General features: G+C 53.6%; 17 protein-coding genes. 6 read left to right on the forward strand and 11 right to left on the reverse strand.

Annotation, left to right across the window (positions count from 1 at the left end; genetic code table 11):
- Positions 1-6: 6 nt before the first annotated feature.
- On the forward strand, positions 7-1185 hold the full coding sequence (locus BLP45_RS10385) for an AI-2E family transporter (protein ID WP_090372361.1): 1179 nt from the start codon (positions 7-9) through the stop codon (positions 1183-1185).
- A 99-nt stretch (positions 1186-1284) separates the two neighbouring features.
- Here the strand turns inward: BLP45_RS10385 and BLP45_RS10390 are convergent, their stop codons facing one another.
- Both BLP45_RS10390 and BLP45_RS10395 read right to left on the reverse strand, forming a co-directional pair.
- Positions 1285-1956, reverse strand: coding sequence for a formylglycine-generating enzyme family protein (locus tag BLP45_RS10390; protein WP_090372362.1), 672 nt, complete (start codon positions 1954-1956; stop codon positions 1285-1287).
- 242 nt (positions 1957-2198) lie between these two features.
- Entirely contained in the window at positions 2199-2693 is a 495-nt protein-coding gene (locus tag BLP45_RS10395; RefSeq protein ID WP_256327781.1) for a retropepsin-like aspartic protease family protein, read from the reverse strand.
- Positions 2694-2882: 189 nt separating this feature from the next.
- Between BLP45_RS10395 and BLP45_RS10400 the strand changes: the two genes are divergently transcribed.
- Both BLP45_RS10400 and BLP45_RS10405 read left to right on the forward strand, forming a co-directional pair.
- Positions 2883-4127 carry an FAD-dependent oxidoreductase gene (locus tag BLP45_RS10400; protein ID WP_218117983.1) on the forward strand — a complete coding sequence of 415 codons (1245 nt, stop codon included), beginning with the start codon at positions 2883-2885 and terminating at the stop codon, positions 4125-4127.
- A 214-nt stretch (positions 4128-4341) separates the two neighbouring features.
- The gene (locus BLP45_RS10405) at positions 4342-4668 is read left to right on the forward strand and encodes a hypothetical protein (protein WP_090372366.1); all 327 of its coding nucleotides are present in this window, start codon (positions 4342-4344) and stop codon (positions 4666-4668) included.
- Between the two features lie 54 nt (positions 4669-4722).
- Here the strand turns inward: BLP45_RS10405 and ettA are convergent, their stop codons facing one another.
- Complete coding sequence (ettA, locus tag BLP45_RS10410) at positions 4723-6387, reverse strand: energy-dependent translational throttle protein EttA (protein ID WP_090372368.1); 1665 nt, start codon at positions 6385-6387, stop codon at positions 4723-4725.
- A gap of 395 nt (positions 6388-6782) precedes the next feature.
- On the opposite strand from ettA, the gene BLP45_RS10415 reads away from it, so the two are divergent.
- A complete protein-coding gene (locus tag BLP45_RS10415) occupies positions 6783-7115 on the forward strand; it encodes a hypothetical protein (protein ID WP_256327782.1) in 333 nt (110 codons plus the stop codon).
- A 71-nt stretch (positions 7116-7186) separates the two neighbouring features.
- Here the strand turns inward: BLP45_RS10415 and BLP45_RS10420 are convergent, their stop codons facing one another.
- The 4 genes from BLP45_RS10420 to BLP45_RS10435 form a co-directional block, all read right to left on the reverse strand.
- Complete coding sequence (locus BLP45_RS10420) at positions 7187-7906, reverse strand: glutathione binding-like protein (RefSeq protein WP_090372372.1); 720 nt, start codon at positions 7904-7906, stop codon at positions 7187-7189.
- 222 nt (positions 7907-8128) lie between these two features.
- The gene (locus tag BLP45_RS10425; RefSeq protein WP_090372374.1) at positions 8129-8641 is read right to left on the reverse strand and encodes a hypothetical protein; all 513 of its coding nucleotides are present in this window, start codon (positions 8639-8641) and stop codon (positions 8129-8131) included.
- Positions 8641-9627, reverse strand: coding sequence for a hypothetical protein (locus BLP45_RS10430; RefSeq protein WP_090372376.1), 987 nt, complete (start codon positions 9625-9627; stop codon positions 8641-8643). The genes BLP45_RS10425 and BLP45_RS10430 overlap by 1 nt, the downstream gene beginning before the upstream one ends.
- Before the next feature lie 133 nt (positions 9628-9760).
- Positions 9761-10189 (reverse strand): hypothetical protein, encoded by a 429-nt coding sequence (locus tag BLP45_RS10435; RefSeq protein WP_090372377.1) that lies wholly within the window; start codon positions 10187-10189, stop codon positions 9761-9763.
- Between the two features lie 403 nt (positions 10190-10592).
- On the opposite strand from BLP45_RS10435, the gene djlA reads away from it, so the two are divergent.
- Positions 10593-11366: a co-chaperone DjlA gene (gene djlA / locus BLP45_RS10440; RefSeq protein ID WP_090372464.1), complete on the forward strand. Its 774-nt coding sequence runs from the start codon at positions 10593-10595 to the stop codon at positions 11364-11366.
- 172 nt (positions 11367-11538) lie between these two features.
- Here djlA and BLP45_RS10445 read toward each other — a convergent pair whose 3' ends face one another.
- The 4 genes from BLP45_RS10445 to BLP45_RS10460 form a co-directional block, all read right to left on the reverse strand.
- Complete coding sequence (locus BLP45_RS10445; RefSeq protein ID WP_143002434.1) at positions 11539-12261, reverse strand: hypothetical protein; 723 nt, start codon at positions 12259-12261, stop codon at positions 11539-11541.
- A 104-nt stretch (positions 12262-12365) separates the two neighbouring features.
- Entirely contained in the window at positions 12366-13475 is a 1110-nt protein-coding gene (locus BLP45_RS10450) for a lipocalin-like domain-containing protein (RefSeq protein ID WP_090372381.1), read from the reverse strand.
- Between the two features lie 58 nt (positions 13476-13533).
- Positions 13534-16089, reverse strand: a complete 2556-nt coding sequence (locus BLP45_RS10455) for an FtsX-like permease family protein (protein WP_256327784.1) — start codon at positions 16087-16089, stop codon at positions 13534-13536.
- A gap of 8 nt (positions 16090-16097) precedes the next feature.
- The gene (locus BLP45_RS10460; RefSeq protein ID WP_090372385.1) at positions 16098-16793 is read right to left on the reverse strand and encodes an ABC transporter ATP-binding protein; all 696 of its coding nucleotides are present in this window, start codon (positions 16791-16793) and stop codon (positions 16098-16100) included.
- Between the two features lie 456 nt (positions 16794-17249).
- Between BLP45_RS10460 and BLP45_RS10465 the strand changes: the two genes are divergently transcribed.
- Positions 17250-17810 carry an HPF/RaiA family ribosome-associated protein gene (locus BLP45_RS10465; RefSeq protein WP_090372387.1) on the forward strand — a complete coding sequence of 187 codons (561 nt, stop codon included), beginning with the start codon at positions 17250-17252 and terminating at the stop codon, positions 17808-17810.
- The last annotated feature ends 180 nt before the right edge of the window (positions 17811-17990 follow it).

The raw sequence follows: 17990 nt of genomic DNA on the forward strand, positions 1-17990 counted from the left end.
GAGATCATGAACGCATCTCATGACAAAACCGAGGTCGAGAAGGCGCCGACGTCCAACGTGGATGTGGTTGCGGTTGCCGTCGAAACGACCTCGGGTATTACACGTATTGCGCGAACAGGCGTGGGGGTGTGGATACTTGTATTACTTGCACTTGTCGCCGCGTTGCATCTGGCGCGCGAGCTCGTTGTTCCGTTGTTGTTTGGCATTCTCGTCAGCTATGCGCTACGCCCGGTGGTGGACTGGCTTGACCGTTGGCATATTCCACGGGTTGTGGGAGCGGGATGCTTGCTGGCTGTTCTGGTCGGTGGCGTCTCCTGGCTGGTATTTTCGTTAAGCGGCGATGCCGCCGCAATGATCGAAAAGCTTCCCGATGCTGCGCGCAAGCTGCGTCACAGTCTGGTCACCGCGTATACCGGTAGCCCGACTGCGTTGCAGCACGTGAAGGAGGCTGCCGATGAGCTCCAGGGCGCCGCTGCTGACGCGGGTTTGAAATCAACCGGAAGCGGCACCGCTGTAATCGAAAAACCGGAGCCCATCGCTTGGTTGCGCAATTTCATGCTTGCGCAGTTTGCGTTGCTGGCGGCGTTTGCGGCGCAGGCTCCCATCGTGTTGCTGCTTACCTATTTCCTACTTGCATCTGGCACGCATTTCCGGCGTAAACTGGTACAGTTTGTGGGGCCCTCTCTCACGCGCAAGAAGGACGCCGTGCGAATACTTGAGGAGGTGGACGCGCAGGTCCAGCGCTACCTGCTTGTGATGTTGATATCAAACACCTTGGTTGGGGTCCTTACCTGGCTCGCGTTTGAAATGCTTGGACTCGAGCACGCTGGCATATGGGGTGCAACCGCGGGGATATTGCGTTTTATTCCTTATCTGGGAACGGTGACGATTGCGCTGGCTAGCGGTGTGGCGGGATTTCTTCAGTTCGAGTCGCTTCCGCCTGCGCTGGGGGTAGCGGGTTCGTTCCTACTGATCGCAAGCGCTGTCGGGATGGTTTTCACCACATGGCTACAAGGCCGGTTTGCAGGAGTGAATCCTGCGGTTTTATTTATTGTGTTGCTTTTCTTTGCTTGGCTATGGGGCATGGCTGGACTACTGCTGGGCGCGCCATTGATCGCTATCGTCAAAGTGGTCTGTGATGGTGTTGAATCGCTCAAACGAGTCGGTGAACTGCTGGGGCGCTAGGCCAGAAAAAAATAATTGGGAGTTCTTTTCGTTGCACATTTTACGGTATGAGAATCAGGTATGTGCAAAAGGCGGAGCCGTCTATTTCGCTGCGCCGTTTCAGGAAAGCGTCATGGCCACACGAAATCCCAGATAACGCATCCGCTTTGATGTGTCAAACCAGTTGCATGCGGTAACACGCATATCCTGCGGTCTGTGATTCCAGGAGCCGCCGCAAAACATGCGCTTTGCGCAATTGTCTTTCCAGCAGCTTTCCGTCCACTGCCAGACATTGCCCATCATATCGTACAAGCCGAAGGCATTGGGCTCGAAGCTGCCAACAGGCGCGGTTCTTCTGTTGTCCCATTCGGTGCCGCAACCATCGCAATTGGCATTCTTACGCCCGACATCGTTGCCCCAATAGTAATCGGTCGTGGTGCCGGCGCGCGTGGCGATTTTCCATTCTTCTTCACTCGGCAGACGGTAGGTTTTCCCCGTTTTGCGCGACAGCCATTGCACATAAGCTTGCGCATCATTCCAGCTCACATTGATCACTGGCCTGTTGCCGCGCCCCCAACCATTATCCGAAGGTTCGTATCCGCCGCAGCCGCCTCCTTCAACGCACGCATTCCATTCATCAAAAGTCACAGCGAATTTACCGATGGCAAAGTTATTGCCCGGGATGGATACCAATTCAGGACAATCAGGACATGCTTTGCCCGATGCGTGTATCTCGGCAGAGGCCGTAAAGACAAAGACCAGGGCGAGTATGTATCGATAAACTGATTTCATGAGTTCTATTTTGAAAAGCGGGTTAGGAAATTTTGCCGGATTATATCAATTCCTATACCAGCTACTTGCGCCAATTGTTAGGTTATACAGTGATGCAAAGGGGCGTAGCCGGCGCATACATGTTAGCCGATGCTGACCAGGTATGGGAGAGAAACTGTTTTTAGACGAGCAGGAGTTCCAGATGACTGGCCTGATAGAGCGACAAATCCGGCGCAGGTTCTAGCTGGATCACATCGCTGAGACTACTTGGTCCCGATTCGCAGCACCATTTTGTCTCCTGATTGCAGCACATCCACCCTGCGCAAGAAGTTTTGTCCAAGCAGCGCCATGTCTCCAACGACGCCAACTCCTACACTGAGACCTTTCACTACGATACCTCCTGCTTCGACAGTCTGCCCCGATACAATCTCGCCCATAATCGTACCGTTTGCGGTCGAAAAACTGGCAGGCATGCCACTCGGCAAACCGGCACTTCGCGCGATATCACGACCAATCGAAACCATGCTGGCTCCTGTATCCACCATAAAATCGACAGGATGGCCGTTGATTGAACCCCGCACATAGTAATGTCCGTCCCGCGATCTCGGGATGGTCACTTCCCCGCGGGCGAGATCCGCACTGGCCACGGCAATCGTCGGTTTCTGGCGGGCATCAAAATACAGGTAAATTGCACCGGAGATAGCAATCCAGACCGCCAGGGCAGTGATATGGCCCAGAGGAAGGCGGCTACCGGACATGGAAGTGATAAGCGTGCATACTTGGTAAAATGAGTAAAAATCCTAATTTACAGAGAATTGCGTAGAAAAGCCATTGCCTTTGCAAACCGGCACAAGTCCGAGTTTGATACGATGGATTGTTAATTCCGGTTTCACAGCGTAGTCTTTGCCTGTTCCTGTTTTTCCTACTCGTCCAGGAAGGAAATGGAAATGGATACGGTGTCAGTGCGGTGTTGCATCGCCGGAGGCGGTCCGGCCGGCATGATGTTGGGGTTGCTGCTGGCTCGCGCCGGGATCGAGGTACTGGTGCTGGAAAAGCATGCAGACTTTCTGCGGGATTTCCGCGGTGACACGATTCATCCTTCGACGCTCGAAGTCATGCATGAACTGGGGCTTCTCGAAGCGCTACTGAAATTGCCGCATCAAAAAGCGCCGCGGATTAATGCGCAGTTTGGCGAACTGGCGCTGACGGTGGCAGACTTCACTTATCTGAAAGCCCGATGCCGCTTTATCGCTTTCATGCCGCAGTGGGATTTTCTTAACCTCCTTGCCGATCGGGCGGCACGCTATCCGACATTCCAATTGCGAATGAATGCCGAGGTGACCGGGCTGATGGAGGAAGCTGGACGTGTCGTTGGGCTTCAGGTAGCGACTCCGGATGGGCCATTCGCCGTGCGCGCTGGTCTCATCGTGGGAGCGGATGGCCGGCACTCCGTCGTACGCGCACGAGCGGATTTACAGGTCGAGGAATTTGGCGTGCCCATGGATGTATTGTGGTTCCGGCTCTCGCGGCGTTCGGATGACCCGGAAGATCCTGTTGGGCGTTTCGATATAGGCCGGATCTTCATCATGCTGAGCCGGGGCGATTACTGGCAGTGCGGCTTTGTGATTCCGAAGGGGTCGGATGCGCAGATTCGCGAGCAAGGGTTGGCATCATTCCGTCATAGTCTGGCGGAGTTGGCGCCGTTTGTAGCCGACCGTGTTGGGGAACTTGGGGACTGGGAGGCGATCAAGCTTCTCTCCGTTCAGGTCGATCGGCTGCGCCAGTGGTACCGTCCGGGCCTTCTTTGTATCGGAGATGCGGCACATGCGATGTCCCCGGTTGGGGGCGTGGGCATCAATCTGGCGATTCAGGATGCAATCGCCGCATCGAATTTACTGGCCGCGTCGTTACGCGAAGACTGCCTGCGCGTGGAGGACCTGCAGCGGGTTCAACAGCGCCGCGACTTGCCGACGCGCATGACACAGCGACTTCAACTCTTCCTTCAGAATCGCGTCATCACTCGCGTGCTGCATGGCGGCGGCTCACTCGTGCCACCACTCTTTATCCGGCGCCTGGCACGGTTTCCGTTCCTGCGCGGAATCCTTGCGCGGATCATCGGGATCGGATTTCGTCCGGAGCATGTGAATACAGCCAGCGTATGGACTGATCAAGAAGCCGGCCGAGAGGGCTGACGGAGATTTAACCTGTTCATATAATATACGAATCCTTTCCGGTTTTGCTGCTCCCTCATATAAGGGGGAAACCGGCTACGATCAGGAAACACCTTCAGGCTGGGATTGATTTCGGTGTCGCCGTAAATCCGTGTGCTAGCGTACGAATCTTTTCGCGGCAATGTGTATCATTCAGCAATATTGATTGCTGGATAAATTAAAACAGGAGGCAGCCATGAAAATTACTTCCATATTAACGGCAAAATCACTGGTGCTGGGGGGTAGCTTGATTTTCAGCATCACCAGCATGGGAGTCGTTCAGGCGAGGGAATGTGATATGCCGGATTCGATTGCTGCTGGTGATTCCGCAACCGTCAGGGACACTGACTGTGGACCCGGGGAGGGGGAAAAAAAGAAACAGCGGGCAACAAGCAGCATGAGTTCAGACAGTAAGCGGGACAATTCCCGATATAGCACCGACGGTACCGAAAGGTATACGGAAGACAATAAGAGGGACGAAGGATACAATGGTACAGGGCCCAAGCGCGAGGGCCGCTACTAGCAGAAGCCGCGGCAGACTGGACGATACAAACTTGGCCGTATCTATTCCTGAAAATTACCGATTAATCGGCTTATACCTGATCCGCTTCGGTTTTGCGCCTTCCTCACCGAGGCGCTTCCGCTTGTCAGCCTCATATTCCTGATAGTTGCCCGCAAAGAATGTAACCTGAGAATTGCCTTCAAATGCAAGGATGTGGGTGGCGATGCGATCGAGAAACCAGCGGTCGTGCGAGATGACCAGGACACAGCCGGCGAACTCCAGCAATGCATCTTCCAATGCACGCAAGGTTTCGACATCGAGATCGTTGGAGGGCTCGTCCAGCAGCAGTACGTTACCGCCCGAGATCAGCATTTTCGCCAGATGAAGCCGTCCGCGTTCGCCACCGGAAAGGTTGCCGACAATCTTCTGCTGGTCGGCACCCTTGAAGTTGAAGCGGCCGATATAAGCGCGTGCGGGAGTTTCATACTTGCCGACAGTCAGCATGTCGTGGCCGCCGGCGATGGTATCGAATACGGTTTTGCCACTCTCCAGTGCATCACGCGATTGATCGACATGCGATATTTTTACCGTCGCGCCAATTGTTATCTCGCCGGAATCCGGCTGTTCTTTTCCTGTAATCATGCGAAACAGGGTGGATTTGCCAGCCCCGTTGGGGCCGATGATGCCGACAATGGCTCCGGGCGGTACGTTAAAGCTTAAATCATCTATCAGCAGGCGGTCGCCGTACGCCTTGGAAACATTCTTGAATTCGATGACCTCGTTGCCCAGCCTATCCGCCACGGGAATGAAAATTTCCTGGGTCTCATTGCGTTTCTGGTACTCCTGCGAATTAAGTTCCTCGAAGCGGGCAATACGCGCCTTCGATTTTGCCTGCCGCCCCTTGGGGTTCTGCCGTACCCATTCGAGCTCTTTATGCAGCGCCTTCTGGCGTGCGGATTCGGTCGATTCTTCATGCTTCAGCCGATTTTCTTTCTGTTCCAGCCAGGAGCTGTAGTTGCCCTTCCACGGAATGCCGTGACCACGGTCGAGTTCCAGAATCCACTCGGCGGCGTTGTCGAGAAAATAACGGTCATGCGTGACCGCCACCACGGTGCCGGGGAAGCGGGTGAGGAACTGCTCCAGCCATTCCACCGACTCGGCATCCAGATGATTGGTGGGTTCATCCAGCAATAGCATGTCGGGCTTGGACAGCAGCAGCCTGCACAATGCCACGCGACGTTTTTCGCCACCGGACAGGTTTTTGATGATGGCATCCCATTCGGGCAGACGCAGTGCGTCGGCGGCGATTTCCATCTGTTGGCCACTATCGCCCCCGCTAGTGGCAAGGATGGCTTCAAGCCGGACTTGTTCGGAGGCGAGTGCGTCGAAGTCGGCATCCGGCTCGGCGTACGCCGCATAGACTTCTTCCAGCCTTTGCTGGGCGCTGAATACTTCGCCCAGCCCTTCCTGCACGGCCTCGCGCACGTTCTGTCCGGGATCGAGTTGTGGTTCCTGGGGAAGATAGCCGATATTGAGATTGGGCATCGCCGTCACCTCGCCTTCGAAATCCTTGTCCACCCCCGCCATGATTTTCAGCACCGTGGATTTGCCCGAGCCGTTCAGGCCAAGCAGCCCTATCTTTGCGCCGGGGAAGAAACTGAGAGAGATATCCTTGAGTATTGTGCGCCGGGGAGGGACGACCTTGCCCACGCGATTCATGGTAAGAACGTATTGAGCCATAGATGATGTAAGCGTAAATGAAATTACCGAGTTTAACCGATGGAGACGCTATATATGAAATCTTCGTAAAATTAACATGACGGATGTGTTGGGCTGTTTTCCGCTGTTCTCCATTCCCAAGCCATTCTGTTATAGCTCTTCCTTTTGTTCTTGATAGAGGCAGAGAATAAGGAGGATACTTGAATATTCGTATTCATTTTTCGTTTATAGTCTATGAGCCACCCTCGGTTCGATAGTTATCATGTACAGCATGTTCATTTATATGGCATGATCGGAAAGTGTTTATGCAACGCACATAACACCGAATCGCGGAGCCGATGCTTCCGATAAATTTCTGCGCGAAGCCGGCTCAGCCTCGGCTTTAATCATGCGCTTTTGCGGCTGAAATGGAGTGAATGATGCCGCTTTTCCTGAGAAATGCAGTTCTGTCAGCCGCGATGAGTGGATTGCTATTCGGCTGTGCAACCTCACAAAAAATACAGGTGGTTCAGCCTGGCGACCAGAATTTCTCCTGTAATGCCATCAAGGACGAATTAGGGAAGCTTGACAAGGCGCAAGAGGATATCGATTCCAAGAAGGGGGTTACGGGGACCAACGTTGCAGCCGCACTTTTTTGGCTTCCGGGCTTGGCGTATACGTATTACGACGCTGGAGAAGCTACGCGTTTAATCAGTGACAGGAAGAGTAGCCTTACTACCATCTATAACAACAAAAATTGCACATCATGATGTGCGCTGCAAGCCGGTTGGTATGGTTATGGTTCAAGAAGCATAAAGGCACAAGCATTTCTTATGGTGCGCTATGTTGATGTGCCGCGAATGAGCCGTTCGGCGTTATCCCTGGTATCGTAGATGTTGATGGTGGGCTTCCCCTCCGCCGCTTTGCTCATGCGCGCCCGGATTTCGGCCGCCATCGCATTGTTGCGTTGTACCGCGGGGCGCGCTTCCATGGCTTCGAACCAGCGCATGAAATTAGGGAAAGTAGCGCGATCGACGCCGCGATCCTTATGTCCCTTGCACCAAGGGTAGGTTGCGATGTCGGCAATCGTGTATTCGTCGCAACCGAGCCACGGACTTTTGCCCAGCCGGTTTTCCAGCACCCGGTACAGGCGCAGGGTCTCATTGTTGTAGCGATCCCGGGCGTACTGATTATCCCTGGCCTGGCCATTGAAGTGGTTGGCCTGGCCAAACATGGGGCCGATATGCGCTACCTGGAAGAATAGCCACTGCACCGTGTCATAGCGCTTGCGTGCATCAGTTGGCAAAAACTTGCCGGTTTTTTCCGCGAGATAAAATAGAATGGCGCCAGACTCCATCATTGTGTAGAGTCCACCTCCAGGTCCCTCTGTATCCACAATTGCGGGAATCTTGTTATTGGGGTTGAGCCTTAAGTGTTCGGCCTTAAACTGATCCCCGGTCCCGATATTGATATCGATGTGCTGCCAATCGATTCCGGTTTCTTCAAGCATGAGCATCACTTTCTGCCCGTTAGGCGTGGGACTCGAATGCAATTCGATCATCTGTCTCTCCTTTATTATGAGCCGTGCGATCAAGGGAGCCATCGCCAGGCGATACTCTTGCATTCCATCACGAACTCAAAGTTCTGACGTCTTTTTTATGGCCCACAGACTTTAGAGCAACTCCCAGGGGTTCCAATTCCTGAGAATTTATTTGCAGGCATGATTAAAAGATCAACTGACGTTTACCTTCAAGCCGTACCATCCATTGTAGGGGCGATTCAGCTACCGTTGTGCCGGCATGGAAACAAATCGCCGGAAACGCCGCTGGGCATACCGCCTGGCAACTGCCAAAGCCGGCGGCCGTAGGAGTTTATACAGGAAGCGCACGACCCACGTTCGGGCCAGCACAATGGCCACCGCCAAGAGCACGCTATACCCGCCTGCCATTACATCAAAAATGAAAGTACCGGCGGGAAAGAGCAAAAAGAGGAGCCAGCTTCGCTGCACCCAACCGCGTATTCTTTGCAGGATAATTAATTTTTTCTGCAAAATAGTTGTGTGACGCTTCCACAATTCAGGCATGGCAAGCGCCTCCAGGGACAACGTGGTGACGTAATCCGAATCAAACTGGATTGTCGTTCGTATGCCTCGCCGGTCATAAACTTTGCCCTGATAGGCGGAGGATGTGGAGGATACGGTTATGTCTCCTTCCGGTTCGGCGACCAGCGTCACGACTTGCATACCGCCCTCGCTGACCATCTTAATCACGTCTTGCAAATCGCGCCACATACGCATTATGATAATCTGCTCGCCACCCCTCGCCCAACAGCCAGCACCAGCTCTTTGGCAATGGTAATCAAATCCTTCCAATGGCACAAAGCGGTAGTTACTCCCGCATTATGATAGGATAATAAATCCGGGTGCTCATCCATGCAATTCAGATTCAAGCGGGTAATCACATCCCCATCTACCTGAATAGTCGTCTGCATGGCAATGACTTCCGTCCCTACTTCCCACACCTTCCGTATCAACAATAATTCACTATCTTTCACGGGCAACGGTGGAAGATTCTCATCACTCACGATCTCTGACCGGGTGTATTGGTTGGTCAGAACCAATGTTCGCTCCAAATCAATTTTTTGACTCAATTCCACCACCGTATTGGATGTCAATTTCTCCCGGGGAATCTTTTTCAGCTCTTCGATCAATCCCTTCTCTTTTAGCCTGTTATCACGCCTGCATATCGCGCTGAACATCCCTTTAAGCATGTCGGCATTATCTTTAATACGCGGCAGAACAGAGAGCTGCCTATTCTCCAGGTATTCTTTTTTCTTGGGGTCTTCCAAAAATCGATCAGCCCAGGCACACATAATATCCAACGCACCAAATCCACCCAACTGCCACTCCACCGATGGCTGCACAACCAATCGCACCTTCTTGTCATCTTGCGTACTGTTGTCTATCTCTTCCTGCGTATAAAACCCCCCTCCGCGCCGCATATCGTTGAATTCCGCAGTTCCAAATTTTACAGTTCGGCTCTCTATTTGCTCATTTCCACTTTTCCGCAAAAGAAAACGGCAACGAGACAGCTCCATTTCTCTCAAGATTTCAAAATATTCTTTACCAATATCTACCATGGCGTGCCGGAGGCTGGGCATTTTCTGCGCGGAAATTTTATCTTTTAAAATGGTATTGACCTCAATATTGAACAAATCCTTGACAATATCCGTGAATTGCCCTGCAGCGCCCTCCATTTTGTCGGTAGTGTCTTTTTCCGCCATGAGATGACTCCTTGGAAATAATCTTTTTCGTAAACTTCAACCCGTTACAATGGAAGAAGCCACATCATCTGAGCCATCTGCTGGTTCCAGCAAACGATGTTGTGACCTCAAATGATCTTGTGGCTGGCCAGGATTACGTCCCGCCCCCACCGACACTTTCGGATTGCCTGGCGCGCTTTTGAGTATTGACAGCCTCCAGAATGTCGCCGACGGCTTTAACCAGGGCGAGCAAGGTTTGCACGTTCTGATTTACAATTTGCTGCGCACTCTTGATGCGCTCCATATGGTCGTCGCGGATGCTGGCATAGATCGCATCCTTGGCAAACACCTCATCCATAACCGTCATTATGTCGCCGTCAATCAGGTCGATCGTGCTGAGAATGGCTTTGGCATTCTGATAATTTTCGGAACGGGTTTCGTGAGTCGTGTCATCTTCGGTAACGCTGCTCTGACTGATAGTCACATCGCCTACAGCCGTGACCACCTTTAACGTTGTCAGATTCTTTACCGCATTTTCAATCTTGTCATACAACTCATCAAATGAAGTCTTTGGGTCGGCCATTTTGTATCTCCTTGATTTGCTAACCGCTTACACGGGAAGATAAAAGATGAGGTGGATTGCAGCCTCAATCCCAAGCTACCTCAAAAATGTGACTAGGTCAAATGCATAGATATTTTATGCCTACGAGGGAGAATGGGAGAAAATATGGTTTAATTCGAAAACAGGCGCTGCCACTGTCCTTAGTGTTCGCCGAGGATTTCCAACTGTGGAAACGCGTGGCGCGCTGCAAGTTCAGGAGGCGGCGATAGTCAGTGCAGCCTGCATTATTCCTTTGCACTTACAAAAGATTCTGGCAGTTCGAAGAGCATGATTAAACGCTTAGATTCTTCTAATGCCTGGAGCGAAGGCCAGTTATTTCGCTCACTATGACCTACTTTTTTTCACATTATCCGCAGGAATTCCCTTGTTTAAGATAATTGGAGTTTTATTAGGCTATTACTTCCTGGGTATTTTCGGCGCGTTCGTCGGATATCTCGTGGGAAGTTTTATCGATCGTTACAGAGCTTATGGGATGGGCGCCATTAATCCGCTCACGAATGCCCATCGCCAGACAGTTTTTATTGAAACCGTTTTCATTTTGATGGGAAAGCTTGCCAAAGCGGATGGGCATATTTCTCAAGACGAGATTGATCATGTTGAAAACTTCATGCAGAAGCTGGGGATGTCGTCGGACCATCGGCAGCTGGCAATTGCCCTGTTTAAGCAGGGAGCATCGCCGGATTTTGATGTCGAGTCCAAGCTGAAAGAGTTTATGGCGGTTTGTGGACATACGAACAGCCTGAAGCAGATGCTGCTGATTTATCTTATCGTCATGGCGCTTTCTGATGGGGTGCTGGATGCGGCCGAGGAGGGTTTGCTAAAAGATTTTGCTCTGCATTTGGGCTACGATCAGTCTGCGTTCCAGCAACTGCTGCGCATGGTGATAAACCAGTCCCATTTTGCCGGTGGTCAAGCAACCTCCGCCACTGCTTTGGATGACGCTTATAAAGCGTTGGGCGTAAGTAAGGAAAGCAGCAATCAGGAAATCAAGCGTGCTTATCGAAAGCTGATGAGCCAGTATCATCCCGATAAACTCATGGGGCAGGGCGTTCCGGAAGACATGATTTCGATGGCTACCGCACAAACGCAGGAAGTACAGGCCGCATATGACCTGATTAAAAAGAGCCGCAATATGTAGGCAGCAAAGATTGATGGCGCACGGGATTTTATCAGTATATGGCTTGAGCAGGCGCGCCTGTTTGCCCCGCATCATCACACTATCCTGCGCATCCCGGCGCCTGTAAACCCCCCGGGGTCGCGCAGAAAAGATATACCCACCCGCTAACCGTGATTCTTACGCGCCGGCCGCATCACAATATCCCGTCGGCACTAGGAGGGCATGCACGCAGCCGCTTCTTTACATGATTGTAGGATATCGGTGAGTCAATCGCGCGGTGGGCCGATGCAACACCCTGCATTAATCGTTGCTGAAAGGGCTTCAGCACTCCTTCCGCCCACGGCTGCAAGTCGGCTTGCGCCTGAGTTCTGGATGCATAGTAACGTGGCTGGGAAAAAGCGCGCCGCAAAGGATCTTCCAGCAATTTTGCACCGATGCGGAAGTGGGACTTCCAGGCAGATACATGCTCGAGTTCGTGTTCACGAACAATGTTTTTTCTGCAACTATCCTGAAGCTCCCGAGCGAGATAAACCCGCATTGCCGAAAATCCCATTTTTACTGAAACATCTGGCACCATGCAGGTTTGTCCCACAGGGCTGATGCCCCACCGGGGTTTAATTTCGTAGCTGAATGTCGGTTCAGCCTGTGTCAGGCCATACACGTTATGATGCGGATCACTGGTCTTGCCCGATAGCGATTTAAGGGATTTCAAGGTGTGTGAGCTGTTTTCGGAAGCAGCAATGTCCATGAACGTAACCACTACCGCAACGGTCTCACCCAGCTTTATGCATGCAGTCCTGAATTCGTCATTGCTAGCCCAGGCCGCATCGTTTTGCATCAATAGCAGCAATACCAGCGAGGGGAAAAAAAAGTGTATCCGGGTTCTGTAACCCCGCTCTTGCAACATCGGTTTCATTTGGCAAGATCGATCGTCTGCAAGCTACGGCCCATAAATTCTCCTGCAGGGAGTGGGTATAAACAGGGCCGGATGCGGGCAGACCCCTCACGGCTTATAGCGGCTTATAGCGTTAATGGTTTTACGTACCCGGTCATTTCGAAGTAGCCTCGGCCGGCATGTTTGCCATCACGGGTAACGGTCACCGCGCCTTCCCAATAGACTGCGTCGGCCGATTGCCGGGAGTCGAGTTCCTGATCATCCTGCAAAGGGGTAAGCAGCCATACCGTCGCGCCAGTTTGAATCCGCATTTCCACGGGATAGGTGGCATTTGTGTGGGGGGAGCGCCAGGTGCGCTGTGGTGCAAAGGTCACCTGCTCCGGTTCGAATAGTGTGAAGCGGCCGGACGCATCCCGGATGCCGGCATACGCCCACACTTTACTCCCATCTTTGCCGCGTATTTGAAAAGCCATCAGGGCGGAGCCGTCGTCCAGATTGGCGCCAACCCAATCCCATCCTTCGGCTGCCGGATCGAGATAGGCGGTGGACCACTCGTGGTCGAGCCAGGCAACGCCCTTTACAGCAGCTTCCTTGCCATTGCGGATGACGGTTCCCATAACTTGTAGCTGTGGTTCACTGTAGTAATAGCTGGCTTGTTCCGGCTGTGGTCCTTTGCGGGAAAAACCGTTGTCGTCCTGCAGCATCGGCGCCTGGGTAGGCGCCAGCGACAAGCGCAGCGTAAAGTCATCCGCCTTTATGCTTGTCTGATAGTGTCCATTTTCCTCGCGCAGCATATACCAATCGCCCAGTTTCACATCGGTATTGCCTTCCTTGGTATAGGCCAGGCCCAAACCCTCGCGTGCGCTTTTTTGATCCTGCAGTAATTTACCGACAGCAGGATCGGACAGCGCCACGTGCGCAATGATGAGTTGTTTGGGAGCAAAGCGGCTCGGATTGGCCCGGTCGTGTTCGGTTGCCACGCGAAAAAAAGTGATCTGGAAGCCGAGCGGTTTTTTGTCAGGAGTTTCCAGCCAGCCCGTTACATACCACCATTCGTTACGGAATTCCGGATGAGCGCCAAAATCATGCGGAAAGGTGAGCGGTACGCCCTGAATCACTTGAGAAAAGCGGGGTGGCGCAGCGAAGACGCACGTGGCGACGACGCAAGTCACAACAAAAAACGTGACAAAAAAATTCAGCGATCGTGTCAACAAGCTCTTGAGTTTGAAGATCATCAAGCGCCCTCGCTCGTGAGAACAACCGGTATGAACGGGATTACACTGGAAAAATGCATTACCAATCCTCCCGTACCGCACGTATTGCATTGCCCGAGACCGCGCGGCGTCCCGCCGCGAGCGCGGCCATAGCGGCCGATGCTATCAACACCAGCGCTGCCGCCAGCAGCCCTTTCCATGGGAGACTCAACTGCATGGTCCAGTGGAATGACTGGGGATTCACGATAAAGACAAGAATCAGGCTGATGCACCAGCCGAGCGTGAACCCGAGCACAGTTCCAAGCGTGGTCAGCAGACCGCCTTCCACCGCCAGCATACCGAGGATCTGGCGGCGTGTCATGCCGATATGGCGCAACATGCCGAATTCCTTGGTGCGGGCCAAGGCTTGCGCCGAGAAGCTGGCTGCCACCCCCAGCAATCCTATAATGACCGCAACGCCTTCCAGCAAGTAGGTTATCGCAAAGCTGCGGTCAAAAATTTTCAGGCTTAATGCGCGTATTTGACCGGGCTCGGAAAACTCGAGCACATTACCGAACGGCAAGCTCTTCATCGATTTCATCATCTGTTCGGGCGTCACTCCCTTTTGCAGCCAGAGCGCAGCATCGTTCACATGCCGATCGCCGGTCAACGCCTGATAATCCGCCAGTTGCATTTGTATCGCGCCGAATTGCCGCCCGTAGTCGCGCCACACGCCAGCGACAATGAAGCTTGGGGCGGGAACGGCTATTGGCAAGGTTACTTGCTTGCCTGGCGTATAACCATATAGATCAACCATCGCTTCAGATACCCAGATCACCATCGCATTCCTCGGAAGCAGGGCGGGGGCAATCGCGTCATCCGTCATCGGTAACGTATTGCCCGGATCACTCATGTCAATGGGACGCGCGATTAACGCGATGCTGGGACGGCTGGGATCGAGCATCAGTTGCGATGAGCGAGAAAAGTCCACGCGGGCGATACCGGGTACGCTCGCAAGCGCTTTCATTTCATCCGGCGTGAGCCCGCGCGCATCTCCGCTCGTGGCTGTCCGCAAATACAAATCGGCCGGAAGGATGTGTTTCAGCCAATCGTCGACCGACACGCGAAAACTCGCAACCATGATCGCCATCGCCACCATCAAGGTAAAACTTGCCAGCACCCCACTCAAAGCGATGGCAGCCTGATTGGGAGCATTGGCCAGGCGTGCCAACGACAGCGTGGCGAGTATCGACGCGACAGTGCCGGGCTTGCGCTTGGCGGACGCGGGCGATAGGGCAGAGAAAATCAATGCTGAAAGACGTGGCATGAGGACGATGCCGCCGGTCAGTAATTGCGCTATCGCGAGATAGCCGAAGATCGGCAAATCGAAAACCGGCGGTAGTTGAGTAAACAATATTCCCGATGCCAGGCAAAGCAAGCCGGGCCAGGGCGTGGCCAGTTTTGAGAGCGCGGCATCTTCGCTTCCGGATTTGAGTGCCGGGGCGGGATTAGCTGTCGCAGCTTCCCAGGCGGGAGCGGCGCTGCCCAGCAGCGTGATGCCCAGTCCCAGAATAAAAAAGAGGATGGCCGCCAGCGGGTCAAAACGCACTTCAGGTTTCACCGCAGTAAAGAAGCCGCCGCCGAGGTCTCCGCCGAAATAATGCAGAGCGGTAGCGGCGGTGACATAGCCAAGGGCAAGTCCGGCGAGCGAGCCGATGGCGCCGAGGACTGCTCCCTCGAATAAAATTTGCTTCAGCAACTGCCCACGCGTTAATCCAAGCACCCGCAACAACGCGAATTGATGGCGGCGCCGGACGACCGATAGAGCTTGGGTCGACAATACCAGAAACGTACCGGTAAATAGAGCCACCATGGCGAGCATGTTCAGGTTGACGCGATAGGCGCGCGACATATTGGCGATACGCGCCTCCTGGTCGGCGGTTTCCGTAACCAAATATTGCCCGCGCTGCGCCAGTTCCTGTTCAAGTGCCGCTTTGAATGCGGCACGATCGCTGCCCGGCATCAATTTCAATTCAATGCGCGACAGTTGGCCGATTCGCTGGAAGCGCCACTGGGTAGCGCCGACATCCATCACTCCGATACGTTGTCCGGCACGCGCTCGCCGCAGACTGCCTGCAATCCGCAGCGTAATAGTTTGCGTGCCGACGCGGAGTTGCAAGGGGTCGCCTTGCTTTACCCCCAACCACTCCATTGCGGCGGGAGAGAGGAAAATGGCATCGTCCCCTAGGATGTCGAATAGCTTGTCTTCAGCCGGAATCCCGATCAGGTCCGGTGCCATGACTGAAGCGCGAAATATATCCAACCCGAGAATTTTTAAGGTGGCATCTCTTCGCTCATGCAAATTGCCTGGAATGGCGACATCGAGTTCCAGTACCGGATTGGCAAGTTCAACATGATCATGCTGCGCCAGCATGGGATAAAGGGACTCGTCAAACGTCGCTCGCGGGCCACGCACTTCCAAGTCGGACTGGCCGGAAAGACTTCTGGCGGCGGCGGAAAATTCATTGAACGCGGCAGTGTTGATCAGATGAATTGTATACCCGAGCGCTACCCCGAGCGCGATGGCAATGATAGCCACGGCAGCCTGCACCAGATGCGCTTTCCATTCGCCCAATAATAGCCAGCGGGACAGCATACCGCTCCTCATCTGCGTTGCAGCGAATTTGCCGGGTGTGCCGCATCCTCTGGACGGAGTCCATTTTTTGTCAGGACCAGTACCCTGTCCGCGGTCGCCGCAGCTGCATGGGAATGGGTGACGATAATGCCCGATGCGCCGTTCGCCTTGATTTCCCCGCGCATTAACATGAGGATATCATGTGCGGTATCTGGATCGAGGTTGCCGGTGGGTTCGTCGGCCAGGATCAATTTAGGGCAATGCACTAACGCCCTGGCGATCGCGACGCGCTGCAATTCGCCGCCCGACAGCTGGCGCGGGAAGTGCTGCGCCCTGCCGTGCAGGCCGACCGCGCCCAGCATTTGCTCAGTACGATCTTCAGTATGTTTCCGGGAGGCGCCGTTCAGCAGCAAAGGTAGGGCTATGTTCTGCCTCAGTGTCAGGTGCGGCAGGATATGAAACGCCTGGAAGACAAAGCCGAACTCTTTGCGTCGCAGCCGTGTTGCAGCATCGTCATCCAATGACGACATAGCAGTGCCGCCGATCAGTATCTCACCCGTATCTGGCGTATCCAAACCAGCGATCAGATTCAACAATGTCGATTTGCCGACACCGGACTCGCCCATTACCGCCACATACTCGCCAGCACCCAGGGTGTAGGAAAGATCGGCCAGCACTTGCCGTCCGTTCACATACGATTTGTTAATACCGCGCAGTTCCAGCATATTGATTCAACTAGCGGCCGATGCGCAGAACAGCGCAACTGGCGGTAGAACCGGCAATAACGCGAATTGCACGCAATCATCCAGAAGAAAAAGTCCTATTGTAACTGCGTTAAGGCTTAGCCGTTTGAGTATGGGGAGCACTCAGCATTACGATCGATGCAAACGGAACGGATTCGACCGCATCGACCGGCGGGTGCAGAAATCCTTCCCTTTGTAATCAGGTTGGTTTATCTTGTTCTTAAGAGCTGCCAGAAGCACGATGATTTTTGCGGGGGCCCGCCCTGTTATCTGGCTGAATCCGCTGGTGGGAAAGGCTCGAACGAGGCATGGTACCGCGACATACAGATTTAGACTTGACTTGGTCACACAGGCATCAAACGTAGTTCTATTATGAAACCGTGCTGTCCAGCTGCATGCTAATGGACCGCGCAACATAAACATCGGGAGGAAACAGTCATGAAATCCCTGCTGCAAATCACTACACGCGATGTTCCTCATTCTGAAGCACTGGAAAGCCACATTCGCCAGAAAGCTGAAAAGCTGGAAACGTTCTATCCGAATATCATGGGATGCCGGGTGGTGGTCGAGATTCCCCACAAGCACAAGCACCAAGGCCGTGCGTTCAATGTGCGTCTCGACATTACCGTGCCTGGCAACGAACTGGTGGTTAACCGTGAGGCGGATGAGGATGTATATGTCGCGCTGCGCGACGCATTTAACGCCGCCAAGCGACAGCTCGAAGACTACGGCCGCCGCCAGCGTGGCGAGATCAAGACGCACGCGCCGATATTGCGCGGCAGAGTGACGCGCGTGATTGCCGAGGAAAGTTATGGCTTCATCGAGACGCCCGACGGGCAGGAACTATACTTTCATCGCGATAATCTCGCGGAGAATAATTTTGACAAATTGGCAGCAGGCAGCGAGGTGCGGTTTCTCGAGGATATCGGCAGCGAGGGCCTTCAGGCAAAACGTGTGAGTACCGGAAAACGTCACGCTGCAGGAGGAGGGTCAGAATAAGCAACGGCAGATTCAGATTTCTGCTCCATTCCGACTTTCCATTTTCGCCCCTATAAGGCGAACGGGGATTCTTGCGGTACATGCTGCGGGATTTGCGACGCGGGAGTGGAGGCAGCGCGGGGAACCGGCACGAGCAAAAGCGGGATCGAGCACCGGTTTTCGATTTGCCGGATATGTTCG

This window comes from Nitrosospira sp. Nl5 (genome assembly GCF_900102495.1).
Classification (GTDB): domain Bacteria; phylum Pseudomonadota; class Gammaproteobacteria; order Burkholderiales; family Nitrosomonadaceae; genus Nitrosospira.

Coding starts and splice junctions, on each gene's coding strand:
- BLP45_RS10405 (WP_090372366.1), top strand. CDS start 4,342: ATGAAAATTACTTCCATATTAACGGCAAAATCACTGGTGCTGGGGGGT.
- BLP45_RS10450 (WP_090372381.1), bottom strand. CDS start 13,475: ATGATCTTCAAACTCAAGAGCTTGTTGACACGATCGCTGAATTTTTTT.
- BLP45_RS10400 (WP_218117983.1), top strand. CDS start 2,883: ATGGATACGGTGTCAGTGCGGTGTTGCATCGCCGGAGGCGGTCCGGCC.
- BLP45_RS10425 (WP_090372374.1), bottom strand. CDS start 8,641: ATGCGTATGTGGCGCGATTTGCAAGACGTGATTAAGATGGTCAGCGAG.
- ettA (WP_090372368.1), bottom strand. CDS start 6,387: ATGGCTCAATACGTTCTTACCATGAATCGCGTGGGCAAGGTCGTCCCT.
- BLP45_RS10455 (WP_256327784.1), bottom strand. CDS start 16,089: ATGCTGTCCCGCTGGCTATTATTGGGCGAATGGAAAGCGCATCTGGTG.
- BLP45_RS10435 (WP_090372377.1), bottom strand. CDS start 10,189: ATGGCCGACCCAAAGACTTCATTTGATGAGTTGTATGACAAGATTGAA.
- BLP45_RS10390 (WP_090372362.1), bottom strand. CDS start 1,956: ATGAAATCAGTTTATCGATACATACTCGCCCTGGTCTTTGTCTTTACG.
- BLP45_RS10465 (WP_090372387.1), top strand. CDS start 17,250: ATGAAATCCCTGCTGCAAATCACTACACGCGATGTTCCTCATTCTGAA.
- BLP45_RS10385 (WP_090372361.1), top strand. CDS start 7: ATGAACGCATCTCATGACAAAACCGAGGTCGAGAAGGCGCCGACGTCC.
- BLP45_RS10460 (WP_090372385.1), bottom strand. CDS start 16,793: ATGCTGGAACTGCGCGGTATTAACAAATCGTATGTGAACGGACGGCAA.
- BLP45_RS10430 (WP_090372376.1), bottom strand. CDS start 9,627: ATGGCGGAAAAAGACACTACCGACAAAATGGAGGGCGCTGCAGGGCAA.
- BLP45_RS10395 (WP_256327781.1), bottom strand. CDS start 2,693: ATGTCCGGTAGCCGCCTTCCTCTGGGCCATATCACTGCCCTGGCGGTC.
- BLP45_RS10420 (WP_090372372.1), bottom strand. CDS start 7,906: ATGATCGAATTGCATTCGAGTCCCACGCCTAACGGGCAGAAAGTGATG.
- BLP45_RS10415 (WP_256327782.1), top strand. CDS start 6,783: ATGATGCCGCTTTTCCTGAGAAATGCAGTTCTGTCAGCCGCGATGAGT.
- BLP45_RS10445 (WP_143002434.1), bottom strand. CDS start 12,261: ATGAAACCGATGTTGCAAGAGCGGGGTTACAGAACCCGGATACACTTT.